The organism is Blautia caccae (assembly GCF_040095955.1).
Lineage (GTDB): Bacteria > Bacillota > Clostridia > Lachnospirales > Lachnospiraceae > Blautia > Blautia celeris.
The window spans coordinates 1-16176 of the sequence record NZ_JBBMFP010000001.1 but is presented as its reverse complement, the minus strand read 5'-3'; the positions used below and the strand labels follow the sequence as shown (position 1 = coordinate 16176).

Annotated in this window: 12 protein-coding genes; 11 read left to right on the top strand and 1 reads right to left on the bottom strand. The window is 38.0% G+C overall.

The genetic code is table 11. The features are described from left to right. Positions 1-6 precede the first annotated feature (6 nt). Both WMO65_RS00060 and WMO65_RS00055 read left to right on the top strand, forming a co-directional pair. On the top strand, positions 7-2457 hold the full coding sequence (locus WMO65_RS00060) for a glycosyltransferase family 2 protein (RefSeq protein WP_148393356.1): 2451 nt from the start codon (positions 7-9) through the stop codon (positions 2455-2457). Between the two features lie 48 nt (positions 2458-2505). After that, positions 2506-3924 carry an ArnT family glycosyltransferase gene (locus WMO65_RS00055; protein ID WP_148393355.1) on the top strand — a complete coding sequence of 473 codons (1419 nt, stop codon included), beginning with the start codon at positions 2506-2508 and terminating at the stop codon, positions 3922-3924. 41 nt (positions 3925-3965) lie between these two features. On the opposite strand, the gene WMO65_RS00050 is transcribed toward WMO65_RS00055, so the two are convergent. After that, positions 3966-4922 (bottom strand): glycosyltransferase family 2 protein, encoded by a 957-nt coding sequence (locus tag WMO65_RS00050; RefSeq protein ID WP_033143059.1) that lies wholly within the window; start codon positions 4920-4922, stop codon positions 3966-3968. A 186-nt stretch (positions 4923-5108) separates the two neighbouring features. Between WMO65_RS00050 and WMO65_RS00045 the strand changes: the two genes are divergently transcribed. The 9 genes from WMO65_RS00045 to WMO65_RS00005 all read left to right on the top strand — a co-directional run bounded on the left by WMO65_RS00045 (position 5109) and on the right by WMO65_RS00005 (position 15842). Further along, positions 5109-6935: a glycosyltransferase family 2 protein gene (locus tag WMO65_RS00045; protein ID WP_187370663.1), complete on the top strand. Its 1827-nt coding sequence runs from the start codon at positions 5109-5111 to the stop codon at positions 6933-6935. A gap of 55 nt (positions 6936-6990) precedes the next feature. Continuing rightward, positions 6991-7947, top strand: a complete 957-nt coding sequence (locus tag WMO65_RS00040) for a glycosyltransferase family 2 protein (RefSeq protein WP_148393353.1) — start codon at positions 6991-6993, stop codon at positions 7945-7947. Positions 7948-8007: 60 nt separating this feature from the next. Beyond that, positions 8008-9159, top strand: coding sequence for a CDP-glycerol glycerophosphotransferase family protein (locus WMO65_RS00035; RefSeq protein WP_243128843.1), 1152 nt, complete (start codon positions 8008-8010; stop codon positions 9157-9159). Between the two features lie 26 nt (positions 9160-9185). Next, on the top strand, positions 9186-11579 hold the full coding sequence (locus WMO65_RS00030; protein WP_148393352.1) for a CDP-glycerol glycerophosphotransferase family protein: 2394 nt from the start codon (positions 9186-9188) through the stop codon (positions 11577-11579). A gap of 81 nt (positions 11580-11660) precedes the next feature. Beyond that, positions 11661-13049, top strand: coding sequence for a sugar transferase (locus tag WMO65_RS00025; RefSeq protein WP_148393351.1), 1389 nt, complete (start codon positions 11661-11663; stop codon positions 13047-13049). Further along, complete coding sequence (locus tag WMO65_RS00020) at positions 13046-13798, top strand: glycosyltransferase family 2 protein (RefSeq protein ID WP_349063528.1); 753 nt, start codon at positions 13046-13048, stop codon at positions 13796-13798. Before WMO65_RS00025 ends, WMO65_RS00020 begins: the two co-directional genes overlap by 4 nt. A gap of 113 nt (positions 13799-13911) precedes the next feature. Beyond that, positions 13912-14307: a glycerol-3-phosphate cytidylyltransferase gene (gene tagD, locus WMO65_RS00015; protein WP_148393349.1), complete on the top strand. Its 396-nt coding sequence runs from the start codon at positions 13912-13914 to the stop codon at positions 14305-14307. Positions 14308-14323: 16 nt separating this feature from the next. Beyond that, positions 14324-15106 (top strand): ABC transporter permease, encoded by a 783-nt coding sequence (locus WMO65_RS00010; RefSeq protein WP_148393348.1) that lies wholly within the window; start codon positions 14324-14326, stop codon positions 15104-15106. 1 nt (position 15107) lies between these two features. After that, the gene (locus WMO65_RS00005) at positions 15108-15842 is read left to right on the top strand and encodes an ABC transporter ATP-binding protein (protein ID WP_148393347.1); all 735 of its coding nucleotides are present in this window, start codon (positions 15108-15110) and stop codon (positions 15840-15842) included. The last annotated feature ends 334 nt before the right edge of the window (positions 15843-16176 follow it).

The following is a 16176-nucleotide window of genomic DNA, read 5'->3' as shown; positions in this document are numbered from 1 at the left end:
GTATTTATGCAGCGAGAGATATATGAAGTCAAAAAAGAACGATTTAATATAGCAGACCGCAAAGAATATATTCTGCAGGGTGTCTGGCCAAAGAACTACAAGCCTGAAGTGAAATTAGACAATAAGGTAATGGAAGCGAAAACCAGCAGGCAGGAGAGGGTCAGCGCTCTGGAAAGATTCCAGGATTTGGATTTTGAAAATGGTGAGCGTATCGAGATGGTGGTTTTGCTTCCGGAGCAAATAAAAAAGTCCGGAAAACTTACCATTCATGCAGTAAAAGGAAATGATAGGATTCTTTGGTTTTCTGCCGATGCAGGGAAACTGGCAGAAAAGCAGGGAAAACCCCAGTTTTATATTGAGGAGGTTACAACAGATAAAGAACTCCGTAAATGTAAAATTAGAGGCTGGGCAGCAGGACAACAGATGGTTGATATCAGTCTTGAAGATAAAACGGGCAGAAAAATTCCATGCCATTTGGAAAGACTGAACAGAGTGGATGTACAGAATCAGTTTTCAGAAATGGATATTGGTGAGAAGTCAGGGTTTTATTTGGAGGCAGATTATGACAGGCAGAATTCCTACCGAATAGTTTTTCAGACGGGAACGGAAAGTGCAGTATTTCCTGTACCTCTTCAGCGTTTGGAAATTTTGCAGGAGAAGTTTGGGGTTTATTATAGGAAATCGCTTCATTATCTGAAGATGCATGGTATTTCAGGATTTTCAGCAAAAGTGTTTTCAAAAGCAAAAAATCGTAAAAATCGTCCTGTCGAATATTCAAAATGGCTTCCAAAGCATCTTCCTTCTCAGGCAGAACTTGCGCAGCAGAGGGAAGAAAAATTTGCCTGGGAGCCTAAGTTTAGTATTGTCGTTCCTTTGTTTAAAACCCCCGAAAAATATCTGGAAAGCCTTATTCGGTCTATACAGGCACAGACTTATGAAAATTGGGAGCTGTGTTTATCTGATGGAAGCGGAAAAAATTCTGTATTAGGGGATTTTATAAAAAGGTTTGCAGAGAAGGATAGAAGGATTGTCTATATCCCTCATGAATCCAGTCTGCAGATTTCCGAAAATACGAATGCGGCTATTGAGGCGGCTTCCGGTGATTTTGTTGTATTTGCAGATCATGATGATGAATTGACACCGGATGCACTTTATGAATGCGCGAAAAGATTAAATGAAAAAAAAGATACTCTGGTTCTTTATTCAGATGAAGATAAAATGACAATGGATGGAAATAAATTTTTTCAACCTCATTTTAAGCCAGACTTTAACATTGATCTATTGTGTTCAGTGAATTACATCTGCCATTTGTTTGTAGTCAAAAGAGATATTATTAATTTAGTGGGGATGTTGAGAAGAGAATTTGACGGTGCCCAGGATTATGATTTTATTTTTCGATGTACAGAACAGGCGGGAAGGGAACATATTTGTCATATTCCTCGGATTTTATATCATTGGCGTTGTCATGAAGATTCTACGGCAGAAAATCCGGAAAGTAAACTATATGCTTTTGAAGCAGGAGAAAAGGCGGTACAGGCACATTATGAACGTGTTGGTGTCAAGGCACAGGTTCGGCAGGGAGAATTTCTGGGACTTTACAGAACAAAGTTTATTAGGGATTATGATCCTCTAATATCAGTAGTGATTCCAAATAAAGATCATATAGACGACTTAAAACGCTGCATAGATTCGATTGAGCAGAAAAGTAATTACAAAAATCTTGAATACATTATAGTTGAAAATAACAGTACAGAGAAAGAAACGTTTGCTTACTACAAGAAATTAGAAGAAAATAATCCGAGGGCAAAAGTAGTTTACTGGGATGGGATTTTCAATTATTCTGCAATCAATAATTTCGGCATCAAGGAAGCTAATGGTGAATATCTCCTTCTGCTGAATAACGATACGGAAATTATAAATGCAGATTGTTTGGAGGAATTACTGGGATATTGTATGCGTGAAGATGTGGGGGCTGTCGGAGCACGGCTTTATTATGAAGATGACACTATACAGCATGCAGGGGTTGTCATAGGCTTCGGTGGAATTGCAGGACATTGCTTTGTTCAGCAGAAACGCGGGGCTACCGGTTATTGTCATAGGATAATCTGTGCGCAGGATTACAGTGCAGTTACTGCTGCCTGTATGATGGTAAAACGAAGAGCATATGATGAAGCCGGAGGATTAAGTGAAAAACTTCAGGTTGCATTTAATGATATTGATTTTTGTCTGAAACTTCAGAGAGCAGGGTATCTTGTGGTATATAATCCTTATGCTGAATTATATCATTATGAGTCAAAATCAAGGGGATTAGAGGACACACCCGAGAAAGTAGCACGGTTTAACAGAGAAATTAAAACTTTTGAAGAGAGGTGGCCTGAAATACTCAGAGATGGAGATCCTTATTATAATCCTAATTTGACCTTGGATAGTCAGGACTTCTCATTAAAAAGAATATAGCGAAAGAATCGTTCCCAATCATGTAGGTTCACGGAAGAAGAAAGAATAATGAATAAAAGAAAAGAAAAAATAGTGGAAATTTTATTTCTGACCGGCGTGTTTGTTTTCCTGCTTTTCTGGGCTGTAGTACAACCATTTAACGCATCACCGGATGAAGCTATGAAATATCAGATCGTGGAATATATAATGAAGTATGGAACATTACCCCATGGTGGTGATCCAGAGATCCGTCATGAATTATGGGGGATTTCTTATGCGTTTAATCCTATCCTTCCATATATTGCAGGAGCTGTATTCGGAAAAGCAGCACTTATATTTACCAGTGCAGAGATGGCACCGGTTATTGCAGCAAGAATAGTTAATGTTTTGTTTGGTACAGCGACAGCTGCACTTACTATAAAAACAGGTAAGAAGCTTTTTCAAAAAGAAAGTTCAAAAGTATTTGTAGTGTTGGTATGCTTTCTTCCGGGAGCGGTTTTTATAAATTCCTATATAAATACAGATTCCATAGCCTTATTTTCTACAGCATGGATAGTCTGGTGCTGGGTTAAAGCTTTGAAGAATGGCTGGGGGAAAGGTGTTTGTATTGAGCTTGCATTGGCACTGTCAGTGTGTGCGCTTTCTTATTATAATGCATATGGATTTATACTCTGCAGTGTTTTTTTCTTTGCAGGAAGTATCATGTTCTGTGAGGATAAGAGTTGGAATTATAAAAAAATGTTTTCTCTGGGATTCCTTATTATAGTGGTAGTAGTTATCTGTGCAGGATGGTGGTTTGTGCGTAATGGAATCTTGTATCATGGAGATGTATTAGGTATGCGTACATCTTCGGAGTATGCACAGTTGTATGCACGGGAAGATTTAAAACCATCTAACAGAATCACCCCACAAAGTCAGGGAATGAGTATCTGGGAGATGTTATTCTGGATTCCAGGAGAATGGAAATTCAACTGGCTGGTAACTGTGGCAGTGAGTTTTATAGGAACATTCGGCTTTCTTGATATTTTTATGCCAAAAGCGTGGTCTTTGGTTTATATTGTTGTTTTTGCAGCAGGGATTGCCGGAGTGTTCTTTCAGATCAGAAGACAGTTTTTTGTCACAGGACTGCAGAAAAGTGTCAGACATGCAAAAGATAATGCAGGAGATACTGTATATATTACAATCAGAAAGAATAAAAGATGGGATATGAAAAATTATTTCCATCTATGCCTGCTTGCTGCCATGGTCATACCGTTTATTCTGCTGGTGAAATATGCATACTCCAGTGATTTTCAGGCACAGGGGAGATATCTGATGCCTATGTTAATTCCTTTTATGTATTTTATTACATTGGGTTACACAAACATAATGGATAAATTTGTTAAGAGCCAAAAAGTAAAAAGATGGATTTCAAATTTATTTTGTATAGTTTATATAGCATCAGCAATTGGCGTGTATATATTTGTTTTTGTGCCGAATTATATGTAATATCAAAGCCGTACGCACATTATTCCGCGTACGGCTTCTTCTTAATCCTCATCCTTTTCAGGCTTTTCCTGACGGTACAGCTGACGTACAACAAACTGAGGCGATTTATTCTGACTGATAAAAATCCTTCCGATATATTCCCCCATCAACCCCAGCATGAGCATATTCAGACCGCTGACAATGAGCAGGGCACACATGAGAGAAGTCCAGCCGATGATCGGTTCCGGACAGATAAACTGGCGGATTACCATAATGATAGTGAGCAAAAAACCAAGGAATGCAAAGAACCCTCCGAAAAAGCTTGCGATCCTCAAGGGTTTTACAGAAAAAGAGGTAAAACCATTCAGCCACAGCATGATCAGTTTTCCGAGGGTGAAAGTAGTTGTACCAACTTCACGTTTTTTATGATCGATAAAAACATTGGTAATGTGATCTGTTGTGCGCAGGATAAGTCCCCATATATAAGGGAAGGCACTGTCATAACGCAGCATCTCATCTTTTACAAAGGAATTCATGATAAAATAACTGCATAAGGTAAGGTCCTTTGGCTTTTTCAGAAGCATGGTAGCCATCTTATCATTCAGGCGGCTTCCCCAGTTTTTAAAGGCACTGTGCTGCTTTACATGATATTTTCCAAACACAGCATCATATCCTTCTTCTATTTTCGCGATCAGTTTATGAGCCTCTATCGGAGGATTCTGGCAGTCATCATCCAGGGAAATGATATAGTCTCCGGTGGCATAAGTGTATCCGGCCATCAGAGCAGCATCCTGACCGAAATTCTTGGCCAGATTCACGGCAATGACCTGCGGGAATTTATCTGCCAGACCTTTGATCACGGAGAAGGTATTGTCCTTGGAGCCGTCATTTACCAATATGATCTCAAATTGATAATCCTCTTTTGGAAATGCTTTGAAAATATCATCTACAACAAGAGAAATTGTTTTTTCGGAATAATAGCAGGGAATAACAAAAGAGAGTTTTTTATCCAGTTTCAAAATATGACCTCCTTGTATTTCTAGTTACTGTTCACTCCGTGAACAGTAACCGTTTAAACTCAATCTTCTTTAGTATAGCACATCCGAGGTTCCCTTTAAACAGAAAATGTGGTAGAATGTACGGGTATATAAGTAAAAGGACGGGTAAATCTGCCCAAAAGAATGGAATTTGCAGAGGTAAAAGTTATGTCTAAAGGAAAACTGGAGTGGGGAAGAATTTTGAAAAAGCTTTCTCCGTATACCATACAGAAGGGGTACCGCTATTTAAAACATTATGGACCGAAGGAATTTTGGATTCGTCTGCACGAAAGATTTGAACCGGAAGAGGTTCCGTATGGTCCCTGGTATGAAGCTTACCGTCCCACAGAAGCAGATTTAGATAAACAGCGGAAACGGGTATGGAAATATTCTCCTAAGATCAGCATTGTGGTACCGGCATACAAAACACCTGAAAAATTTCTGCGGGAAATGATGGATTCTCTGAGAGAGCAGACCTACAGCAACTGGGAACTGTGTATAGCCAATGCCAGTCCGGAAGATGCCTCCATGGAATTTACGCTGAAAGAATATTCCTCTTTTGACAGCAGAATTGTGTGGAAGAAACTGGACAAGAATCTTGGAATCGCAGAGAATACTAATGCGGCCTTCGCCATGGCCACAGGTGATTACATTGGACTTCTGGACCATGATGATCTGCTTGCCCCTAATGCTCTGTATGAAATCGCGTCAGCTTTGGAAAAAGATCGGGACATTGATGTGATCTACACGGATGAAGATAAGGTGAGGGCAGATCTGTCGGAACATTTTCAGCCTCATCTGAAGCCGGATTTTAATCCGGATCTGCTTCGGGCGAATAATTATATCTGTCACCTGTTTGTGGTAAGACGCGGAATCATGGAACGGACAGGCGGTTTCCGCAGTGAATTTGATGGTGCCCAGGATTATGATTTTATATTCCGATGTGTTGAGAGCGCTGAAAAAATACATCATATACCGGAAATTTTGTATCATTGGCGGACTCATCAGGCTTCCACAGCGGATAATCCGGCCAGCAAAATGTATGCCTATGAAGCGGGAAAGCGGGCAATCGAAGGCAATTTAAAGCGCAGTGGTCTTAACGGAAAGGTCAGCCATACAAAAGACTATGGTTTTTATCGAGTGGAGTATCAGGTGAAGGAGTCTCCTCTGGTTTCCATTATCATCCCTAATAAAGACGAGAAGGAAGCTTTGAAAAAGTGTATAGACTCCATTTTTGAGAAATCAACATATGAAAATTTTGAAATCCTTATTGTGGAAAATAATAGTGAGACAGAGGAGATTTTTTCATATTATCGTGAACTGAGCAAACAGGACAGGATACGTCTTCTGAAATGGAAGAAGCCATTTAATTACTCTGCGATCAATAATTATGCGGCATCAAAAGCAAAAGGAGAATATCTTCTGTTTTTAAATAATGATATGGAAGTGATTTCTCCTAATTGGATGGAAGAGATGCTCGGACACTGCCAGAGGCCGGATACAGGGATTGTGGGAGCAAAATTGTATTATCCGGATGGAACCATCCAGCATGCAGGTACAATCATCGGTATCGGTGGAATCGCCGGACATATGTTCGTCAACATGCTGGGAGAGCGTACCGGTTATCTGCATAAGGCTTCCCTGCAGCAGGATTTAAGTGCGGTCACGGCTGCCTGTATGATGGTAAAACGCGAAGTGTTTTTTGAAGTCAATGGATTTGAGGAAAAATTGACAGTCGCATTTAATGACGTGGATTTTTGCCTTCGTGTACGCCGGAAAGGATATTTGGTTGTTTATGATCCTTTTGCAGAGCTGTATCATTATGAATCAAAGAGCCGTGGGACAGAGGACAGCAAAGAGAAGGTGCGCAGATTTCAGAGTGAGATTGAGTTCATGCGCTGCCGGTGGGAAACACTTTTAAAAGAAGGGGATCCTTACTATAATAAAAATCTTTCTCTTACAAAATGGAACTATTCCCTGCGGCCAAAAGAATAAAAATCTCAGGACACAGTCTTATTCTAAGACTGTGTCGGAAAGGTTTCCGAAAAACATGTATGAAGTATCTGTAATTATTCCTAATTTTAATGGAAAAAAATATTTAAAAGAGTGTTTGGACGCATTGCTCATGCAGGATTTTCCTTCATTTGAAATTGTAGTGGTGGATAATGGGTCAGAAGACGGCAGTATTCCATATCTCAGCCGGAATTATCCGCAGGTCAGACAGATCGCTCTAAAAGAGAATACAGGTTTCTGTGGGGCGGTCAATGTGGGAATACACAGTTCACAGGCAAAATATATACTGCTTTTGAATAATGATACTATCGTCCAGGAGGGATTTATTCAGGCTTTAGTTCAGGACATTAAAAAAAGTCCTGATATTTTTTCGTGTCAGGCAAAAATGCTGCGGATGCATGATCATAGCAGGATAGATGATGCCGGAAATTATTATTGTGCCCTTGGATGGGCTTTTGCCGACGGTAAAGGTAAGCCGGAGGAAAATTATAATAAGCGAAAGAAGATATTTGCCTCCTGTGCGGGAGCTGCTATCTATAGAAAAAGTATTTTAAACGAAATCGGATACTTTGATGAGGAGCATTTTGCCTATCTGGAAGACCTGGACATTGGGTACAGGGCCAGGCTTCATGGATATGAAAACTGGTTTTGTCCCACAGCACGCGTATACCATGTGGGAAGCGGTACCAGCGGCTCCAGGTATAATCTTTTTAAAGTCAGATATTCTTCCAGGAACAATGTGTACATGATATATAAAAACATGCCGCTTTGGCAGATCGTGCTGAATTTGCCGCTGTTTGCAGTGGGATTTGGAGTGAAGGCAGTTTTTTTTGCTGTTAAGGGGTTTGGAAGAGAGTATATTGCGGGGATAAAAAATGGGTTTGAGATTTCCGGGAAGAACAGAGACAAAAAGGTATCCTGTATACACGGAAAAGGGAAACGTTATTTAAAAATACAGATGGAATTGTATAGGAATATTTTGAAAAAATTGTAGACAGCGCATGGTAATCCATGTGTATGATAGAAATATATAAAGTTGAGTGGGGATTCTGAAATGCTGCAAAAGGTAGAAAATATATTGAAAGCGCAATTGTATAAAAGACAGGAGCTTGATTTTCATATTTGGGTATTTTCATCTGTTGACAATTGTAATTTTAATTATAATTCTAAATATTTGTTTTTATATGTAAGGGATACACTTCCGGAAATCAAGCCGGTATTTGTTATCAATGACAAAAAAAAGCGGCAGCAGTTGTCAGAACAATATGGTGAGGGATTTTTTATTGACGGTCTTTGCAGTGAAGGAATGAAATTGATACTGAGTGCAGGTGTCTGGTTTACTTCTGCCGGCCTTCCTGTATATGAGTGGAAAGGAAATCCGGACCGCATAGTTGTAAACTTGTGGCATGGGATTCCTTTGAAAAAAATAGTATTAATGGAGGAGAAGCAAAGCTTTTTTCGCCGGTTCTATTTTAAGCATGTGTTTTCCAGTAAATATACTTATATTTTAACAACAAGTACACATCTTGTACCTGTCATGTCAAAAAGTTTTGCAGTGCCGGAGGAATGTATAAAAATATGGGGCCAGCCAAGAAATGACGTTTTGTGGGAGACACCCGCAAAACGTGAAGTTTTGCAGACTATGAAGATAGAAGAAGGGGCTTCTCTTATTTTGTATGCCCCAACCTACAGAGAGTATGGAGATACGGAGTTGTTTCCTTTCCCGGATTATGATAAAAAGGAAATGGAGAGCTTTCTTCAGAAAAAAAACTGTCATATTTGTATAAGGATGCATTTAAAGGAACAGGGTGGAACAGAAAAGTACGCCGGTACCCATATTCATTTCATGAATGAAGACGTGATTGAGGATATTGCGCTGTGGCTGAATTGTTTTGATGTATTGATAACGGACTATTCAAGCATCTATCTGGATTATCTCCTACTGAATAAGCCGATCATATTTCTTCCTTATGATCAAAAAGAATATCTCAGGAAACGAGGAATGAATTTTCCATATGGAAAAGTAACTCCCGGGCCAAAACCGGAAAGTCAAAAGGAATTTTTAAATTGTGTGGGGAAGGCTTTAGCCGGTCAGGATGGATATGACTCCGAGAGAGAGAAATGTAATTCTTACTTTAATCAGTTGAAAGAGCCCTGCAGTAATAAGATATGTGATTATATATTGCATGATATAAAAAACAAATAATAGTTTTTATCCGAGAGGAAAATCAAATGCAGACATTTATTAAAGTGTTAAAAAAGCTGAAAAGCGGCACATGGTATCCTTTTTATAATAGTTTTTATGAACATGTACCGCTGGACTCCAATATGATATTTTTGGAATCAAGAGGCGGTAAAGCACTGGAAGGAAATATTTTTGCTCTTTGCAGAGAATTGGAAAAAGACAAATATAACAAATTTAAGCGGATATTAGTTGTAAATAAAACTTCAAAAAAAACGATCATACAGAAACTCAAAAACTATGATCTGCATGTGAATAAGATAGTAGAGACAGGCAGTCTTCAGTATTATTTTTATTTGTCGAAGGCGAAATATCTGGTTAACGATACAAGTTTTCCGGGAAGGTTTATTAAAAAAGAGAAGCAGATTTATCTCAATGTCTGGCATGGAACCCCTCTGAAAAGGATGGGAAGAGATAATGTAGATGAAGTGTACAGTATGGGAAATGTAATGCGAAATTTACTGGCAGCAGACTATCTCTTATTTCCCAATGTATATATGGAAGAAAAAATGTCAGAGGCGTATATGCTGGACAATCTTTATGAGGGAAGGATACTTCATGAGGGATATCCCAGAAACAGCATATTTTTTTCGCGTGAAAGCGGAGAGGATATGAAAAAAAAGCTGGGGTATAAGGGGCAGCAGTTGATTATGTATATGCCCACATTTCGCGGCAAAGCGGACAAGATTGAAGTGAAAGGGTTTGGAACAAGGATACATCAGCACTTGTATGAGCTTGACCGCAGACTTTCTGACGAACAGATTTTACTGATAAAGGTACATCCATTTATTCAGGACCAGATTGAGATCAGTCAATATTCACATATTAAACCCATACCTGAGGAATTTGACTCTTATGAAGTTTTAAATGCGTGTGATGTCCTGATCACAGACTACTCCAGTGTGATGTATGATTTTGCTATTACCAAAAGGAAAATCATACTTTTTGCTTATGATTATAAAGAGTATATCATGGAAAGAGGGATGTATGAAAATATAAAGGACTATCCTTTTTCCATAGCGGAGACAGTGGATGATGTCATACGAGAATTGAGAAATGATTCCGGCAGTGCGGACAGTGAGTTTATTATGAAATATGGAACTTATGAGAGCAGAGATGCAGCAGATAAAATCTGCAGACAGGTATTTTCAGAAGAGAATTGCTGTATGGTTGGCAAAATGAAAAAAAACGGCAGAAAAAATATTCTAATATATGCAGGTGATTTAAATCAGAATGGAATCACTACCGCATTCTGCAGTATGATGAAGTATGTGGATAAAAGCAGGTATAATTATTATATTTCTTTTCGGATGCAGTCAGTAAAAGCAGAACCTGAGCGCACGAAAAAAATACCCGGAGAATTGGGAGTGTTTCCAATTGCCAGTGAGATGAATATGGATGTATTGACAGGAGCTGCGCAGCTGCTTTATATAAAATCAGGTTATAAAGGCCGTTTAACGATGAACAGGGTGCATCATGCTTATAAACGTGAGTGGAGAAAACATTTTGGTAATGTTCGGTTTGAACATGTGGTTCATTATAATGGTTACGAAGCTTATATAACATCTTTGATTGAACAGGCGCCATGTATCAAAACAATTTGGGTTCACAATGATATGGAGCAGGAAATTGTTATAAAGAAAAACCAATCTCGTTATTTGCTGGAAGATGTGTATAAATCTTATGATAATGTTGTGATTGTCAGTGAAGATATTCGTTGTTCAACGATACGAATCAGTGGTAGAAAAGATAATATCCATGTGATTGAAAATTGTCATGATTATGAAAGTGTGATAGAACGGAGTAAAATGCCAGTTTCCTTTGATAACAATACGCTGTCTACAGTGTCGAAAGAAGAGCTGATGAATATTCTCAACGGCAAGTCTGTAAAGTTTATTAATATTGGAAGGTATTCACCTGAAAAGGGACATGAACGGCTGATCAAAGCATTTGAACGTTACTGGCTTGATCAAAGAGAGTCTCATTTAATTATCATTGGCGGTACCGGTGAACTCTACAGTAAAACTCTGGAATTAGCACGTGCGACTGCAGCATCTGCGCATATCATATTAATTAAATCATTGAGTAATCCCATGCCCGTTTTGAAAAAGAGTGATTTATTCCTGCTTACTTCTTATTACGAGGGGCTGGGACTTGTATTACTGGAGGCTGATACCCTGGGAATTCCAGTTATGGCCTGTGATGTGCCGGGACCCGGTGGTTTTTTACGGCAGTATGGAGGCACTCTTTTAGAAAACAGCGAGGAAGGGATTTTACAGGGAATGAAAATGTTTACCCGGGGAAAAAATTTTCCTATGAATGTGGATTATGAACAGTTAAACCGGAAAAGTATCCGGAAATTTGAGGAGTTATTGACAGAATAAAGTAAATTGCATTGGATATAGAATTGTGGTATACTGCTGGAGATAGAAATTAGGCGTAGCAGAAAGAGAAGGGATTATACTTTGAAAGCGACAGACTTTTATAAAAGAATTATTGTTTTTTTACTGACGGCATTAGTTGTCATTGCTCAGACGTCATTGTTTGGTATTGTCTGGTATAAGTATTATCGCAATTTAATATTTGAACCTTTTTGGAATAAGGGTAACTGGGCTTTGATAGCGCTTTATGCATTGATTCTGATTCTGTTTTCAAGACTTTACGGCGGTCTTAGGGTAGGGTATCTAAAAAAGCTGGATATTATGTATTCACTTAATCTGGCGACTATATGTACGAATGTAGTTGCATATTTGCAGATAACGCTGATCAACCGTTGGTTTTTATCTCCTGGTCCGCTTTTTATTATTACATTGCTAGATATTGTGATAATTGTTTTTTGGACACTGGGTTCCAGTTACATTTATTCAAAAATATATAAAGCGCGACGAATGCTGGTTATATATGGAGAAAGAGCACCGGACGAATTGATCAGAAAGATGAACTCCAGAAAAGATAAGTATGATATCAGTGGTAAAGTACACATCAGTGTTGGTGATAAAGAAATATATAAAATGATGCATGACTATGAGGCTGTGATAATATGGGATTTACCTTCTCAGCTTCGGAACAAATATCTTAAACATTGTTTTGCACATTCTGTACGCTGTTATGTAACCCCTAAAATATCCGATGTTATTTTACTGGGGACAGAGAGAATTCATTTGTTTGACACGCCATTGCTGGTATCTAAAAACATGGGGCTGACTGCCGGTCAGGCCATAATAAAAAGAAGCATTGATATTTTAGTTGCATTAACAGGAATTATCATATCCTCGCCTATTATGTTAATATGTGCTGTGGCAGTTAAATGCTATGACAAAGGCCCGGTGTTTTATCGGCAGGAGCGTTTGACACTGCATGGCAGGGTCTTTCGTATTTTTAAATTTCGAAGTATGTGTGTAGATTCGGAAAAGAACGGGGCCAGATTAGCTTCAAAGAACGATTCCAGAATTACTCCGGTTGGAAAAATATTGAGGAACCTTCATTTTGATGAACTGCCCCAATTGTTTAATGTTTTAAAAGGGGATATGTCTATTGTTGGTCCAAGACCGGAAAGAAAGGCTATTCTGAAAGAGTATCAGAGAGAGATTCCAGAATTTTACTATAGACTGAAAGTAAAAGCCGGATTGACCGGTTATGCACAAGTATATGGGAAATATAATACAACGCCTTATGATAAATTGAAACTGGATTTGTTTTATATCGAAAATTATTCCGTTCTTTTGGATTTGAAGCTGATGCTGATGACATTTAAAATTTTATTTCAGAAAGAAACATCAGAAGGTGTCGAGGATACGCAGAAAAATGCGTTGCGGGAGTCTCATAAGGAAGAAAAGGAAAAGAAAGAAGCATGACAGAAAAACCATTGGTATCGGTAATCATGCCGGCATTTCAGGCTGAAAAATATATTAAACAGGCAATAGAATCGGTTTGGACTCAGGATGTACCGTTGGAATTGATTGTGATTGATGACTGTTCTTCTGATAACACCCGTGGTGTTTTAGAACCATATATGAAGCGTACAGATTTTCACTATATCAGGAATAAAGACAATATAGGAGCCGCCGCATCAAGAAACAAAGGAATAGATGCTGCAAATGGTGATTTTATTGCATATCTGGACTCGGATGATTGGTGGGAAACGGGGAAGCTGATGAAACAGCTGGAAATCTTGAAGAAGACGGGCTGTGTAATGTGTTCCACAGGAAGAGAAATGATGAAACCGGACGGAAGCAGTACCGGCAAAAAAGTTGGAGTGACTTCTATAGTAACCTATAAAGAGCTGTTGAAGCATAACAGCATCAATTGTTCTTCTGTATTGATAAGAAAAGATGTGGCTATGGAATTTCCTATGTGTTATGATAAAAGCCATGAAGATTATATAACATGGTTAAAGGTATTAAGAAAATATGGCCGCTGTGTAGGGATTAATTATCCTTATTTAAAATATCGTCTCAGTGAAGGCGGAAAATCAAGGAATAAAATTAAATCTGCGCGAATGACATTTCAAGTGTATCGTTATATGGGGTACGGTCGTATAAAAAGCAGCATTTTCTTTTTATCATATGCGGTTCACGGTATTATTAAATATATAGGGATATGAGTGCAACTTTAGGTACAGAGTTGAAAAAACCTGGTTTATGTGATATAATCGGTAAGATTGTTTTAGAATTCAGTTGTGGCTGATATAAAAACTATGTTTAAGGAGATAAAAAAATGAAGCGAGTAATTACGTACGGTACATTTGATTTACTGCATTATGGACATATTAACTTATTACGCCGAGCAAAACAGCAGGGGGACTATTTGATTGTTGCATTATCCACAGATGAATTTAATTGGAATGAAAAGCAAAAAAAATGTTATTTTTCTTATGAAGAAAGAAAACAGCTGCTTGAAGCAATCCGCTACGTGGATTTAGTAATTCCGGAAGAGAACTGGGAGCAAAAGAGGACAGATGTGAAAGAATATCATGTAGATACCTTTGTCATGGGGGATGACTGGGTAGGAAAATTTGATTTTCTGAAAGAGGAAGGCTGTGAGGTTGTCTATCTGCCGAGGACACCGGAGATTTCAACTACACAAATTAAAAAAGATTTAAATAAGGATTGAGGGTTGGGATATTATTATGAAGCGATTTATAGTTGATTTGAAGAAATATTATAAATATGCTAAGTACTCAGCAAAATCAGACCTGAAGGCAGAGGTTGCAAGTTCTTATTTGAATTGGCTATGGTGGGTATTAGATCCACTATTATTTATGCTGGTATACACATTCATAGCTATTGTTGTTTTTCGTAGTGGAGTACAATACTTTCCGGTGTTTGTTTTTATAGGTTTGACTTTATGGAATTTTTTCAATAAGACAGTTATTGGAAGTGTAAAAATTATTCGTAATAATAGTGCTATTGTCACAAAGGTGTATATTCCTAAATTCGTATTGATTCTTCAAAAGATGATGGTAAACGGATTTAAAATGTTGGTTTCCTTTGCCCTTGTGATTATCATGATGGGTATTTACCGTATTCCTGTTACATGGAATATATTGTATATGATTCCAATATTATTGGTTTTAGGGATTCTTACATTTGGTATATGTTGTTTTATGCTGCATTTTGGTGTGTTTGTAGATGATCTTTATAATGTAATGAATGTTGTATTGCGTCTGGTATTCTATATGTCAGGTATTTTTTATTCTATTGGAGACCGCGTGCCGGAACCTTTTAGAAGTATTCTTTTGAAATGTAATCCGGTTTCCATGCTTATGGAATCTTCCAGGAGATGTATGATTTATTCAGGGGCACCATATCGTAAGCTTATTGTAGTTTGGGGAGTAATAGGAGTATTGTTGTGCATACTGGGGATTAAACTGATTTATAAATATGAAAACAGTTATGTAAAGGTGATGTAGTATGGAGCAGGAAATTGCATTAGACGTTAAAGATTTAAGAATCACATATAAATGCTTAAAGTCTTTTTCTATCAAACAGAGTTTGCTGAAGTTTAAAAAGGCTAAAACAGAAGTATATGAAGCAGTTCGCGGTGTATCGTTTTCACTGCCTAAAGGGGAGATTCTGGGGATTGTAGGTAAAAATGGGAGTGGAAAGTCTACGATGCTTAGAGCTATAGCAGGTATTTTCTCACCTGATTCAGGAATAATAGATCTACATGGCAACAGTGTATCATTGCTTTCCATTGGCGTTGGTTTTCAAAAAAAATTAACTGGACGCGAAAATATATTATTATCAGGTATGCTTCTGGGGTTTTCTGAGGAGCAGGTCCGGGGAAAGATGGATGAGATTATTGAATTTGCAAACCTTGGGAAATTTATAGACATGCCGGTTAAGACTTATTCCAGCGGTATGCATTCAAAACTTGCATTTTCAATTACTGCAATTTTAGAAGCAGATATTATATTGATTGATGAAGTCCTCAGTGTTGGAGATGCCAGATTTAAAAAGAAAAGCTATAATAAAATGAAAGAGCTTATTTCAAATAAGGACAGAACAGTCTTGATTGTATCACATAGTGCTCAGACACTGAAAGAATTGTGTACAAGCATTTTATGGCTTCATGATGGAGAGATGAAAATGATTGGAGATACTGATGAGGTATTAGTGGCGTATGATGATTTTATGAGTAAGTAGGCTAGATCAATAATATAATAGAATTATTAGTTTTCTTATTGTATTACGCACAAATTAGTAAATAAACAGATGGGGGTCTCATGATAATATGAATCATGGGACCTTTGTAGATTCATTTGTTGTAAAAATATCCCCTATCCGTAAGCGTAAAACCCTACGCTTACAGATAAATTGAGACTATGAAGAAAAGTCTGTAAATAAGATTCTTCTATGATAATGAGTGGTGAAAAGTCTTAAGAATAGGCTTTTCACCCTTACTTTATATATAACAGTTACAAAAAGGCATGTCAACAGCAGGCGGTAAATCCGCCTGTTATTCGCTCATGTTCGATCA